At 56.1% G+C, this 1,550-nt stretch carries 3 protein-coding genes; all 3 read right to left on the bottom strand.

The features are described from left to right. Window positions 1–2: 2 nt before the first annotated feature. The 3 genes from LG30_RS22620 to LG30_RS0112865 all read right to left on the bottom strand — a co-directional run bounded on the left by LG30_RS22620 (window position 3) and on the right by LG30_RS0112865 (window position 1,522). Window positions 3–281: an alkyl sulfatase C-terminal domain-containing protein gene (locus LG30_RS22620; protein ID WP_033131110.1), complete on the bottom strand. Its 279-nt coding sequence runs from the start codon at window positions 279–281 to the stop codon at window positions 3–5. Then, window positions 281–433, bottom strand: a complete 153-nt coding sequence (locus LG30_RS22615; RefSeq protein WP_202963158.1) for a hypothetical protein — start codon at window positions 431–433, stop codon at window positions 281–283. The genes LG30_RS22620 and LG30_RS22615 overlap by 1 nt, the downstream gene beginning before the upstream one ends. Before the next feature lie 291 nt (window positions 434–724). Continuing rightward, window positions 725–1,522, bottom strand: coding sequence for a phage integrase (locus LG30_RS0112865; RefSeq protein ID WP_420796350.1), 798 nt, complete (start codon window positions 1,520–1,522; stop codon window positions 725–727). Window positions 1,523–1,550: the final 28 nt, after the last annotated feature.

The raw sequence follows: 1,550 nt of genomic DNA, 5'->3' as shown, positions 1-1,550 counted from the left end.
GGTCAGGGGTCAGGGGTCACGATATTGAACCAACACTCGAAGTTGTCGAGATAACCCAGCACTTCCTTGAGCTTGTCGCTGTTGCCAGTCACCTTCACATCCCCCGCAGCAATGGCCTTGTCCAGAGTGGTCTGCTTCAGGAGCAGGTTGTTCAGGGTCTCCCGTGACAGCCTTATGGTGATGTCGGCGTTGCTGGCCTCGGCATTCGCCGTGTGGTTCAGCGCCCCGTTCTCCAACTCCACCTTGTACTTGCCATCGGTATCGCCGAAGTCAAAGTTCATCACCGCCTTGGCATCCCGGACTTGGGCTCGTTCAGGCGCACCGCCGGGTAGTCGAAGAACATATCCAGCGACATGGCGCGCACGCCACCATAGTGATGGACGTAGCGGTAGACATGGATGACGGTCAGAAAAACCAGAAGGGGCGAAATCACATTCGTGCCAGCCTGCGGACAGCACGCCAAGAACATGAGAGGGACAAACAGGGAGTGATAAGTGCTTAAGATGTGTGCAGCGACAAGCGGTGGAAGACTTGCTTGGCGTGCCAATCCAGAAACAAAAAAGGAGGCCTAAGCCGCCATACCATACCCAATAAAAACAATAACTTACGTAAGAATCAATGAATTAGCTATGACTGGTGGGCACTGAACACCCCCTCTCGAGACACCAGTAGGGGCAATTTGTGGACAAATTGCCATTTTTCCCTCCCCCAAACGGCTGTCATTTCAAGCCGCATCCAAAGGATTTTCCAGTGGGTTGAACCGCACCGCATCGCTCAGGTAATCCGGTGCGAAGTGGGCATAGGTCATCGTCTGCTGGATATTGTGATGCCCGAGGATCTTCTGCAACGCCAGGATGTTGCCACCCGCCATCATGAAGTGGGATGCGAAGGTATGACGAAAGACGTGTACCGCCTGCCCGGCTGGCAAGTCAGGGGCTACCTCTTTGATCACCTCACGCACCTGCAGGTAATCCATCGACCGGAACAGCGGCCCCCGATTAATCCCCTGGGTGACCTCCTTGGACAACGCCGCCGAGATCGGTACCGTCCTATTCTTGCCATTCTTAGTGTTGATGTAGGTCACCCGGCCAGCGAGCATATCCTCTCGCCGCAGACCCGCCGCCTCGCTCCAGCGCGCGCCCGTCGCCAGGCACAACTTGATCACCTTCCGGTTATCGCCGACGAGTTTGGCCAATATAGCGCCGATCTCATCCTGGGTGAGATACCCCATGGGTCGGTCCACCAGTTTAACCTTCTTCATCTCCTTCAGCGGGTGTTCGTGATGATAGTGGCCAAGATCGATCAACACCGAGAACACCCCGCCCAGCATCTCCTGCTCACGGTTGACCGTCTTGGGCTGGCGGCCAGCCTGCAGACGCTGTGCCCGATACTCGGAGAACAACGCTCGGGTTACCTGTCTTGCCAACGGGTGACGCAACGCAGCATCGATATTGTGGAGTTTCTTGCGTACCGCCTCCCCTGCTTTCAGGGTCTGGCCATGGTAGCGCCACCAGAGCTCGATAAGCTCGGAGTGTAGTGGTCAACTAAAT

Source organism: Aeromonas aquatica (genome assembly GCF_000764655.1).
GTDB lineage: Bacteria > Pseudomonadota > Gammaproteobacteria > Enterobacterales > Aeromonadaceae > Aeromonas > Aeromonas aquatica.
Note: the sequence above shows the minus strand (reverse complement) of the source record. Positions and strands in the feature narration are given on the sequence as shown.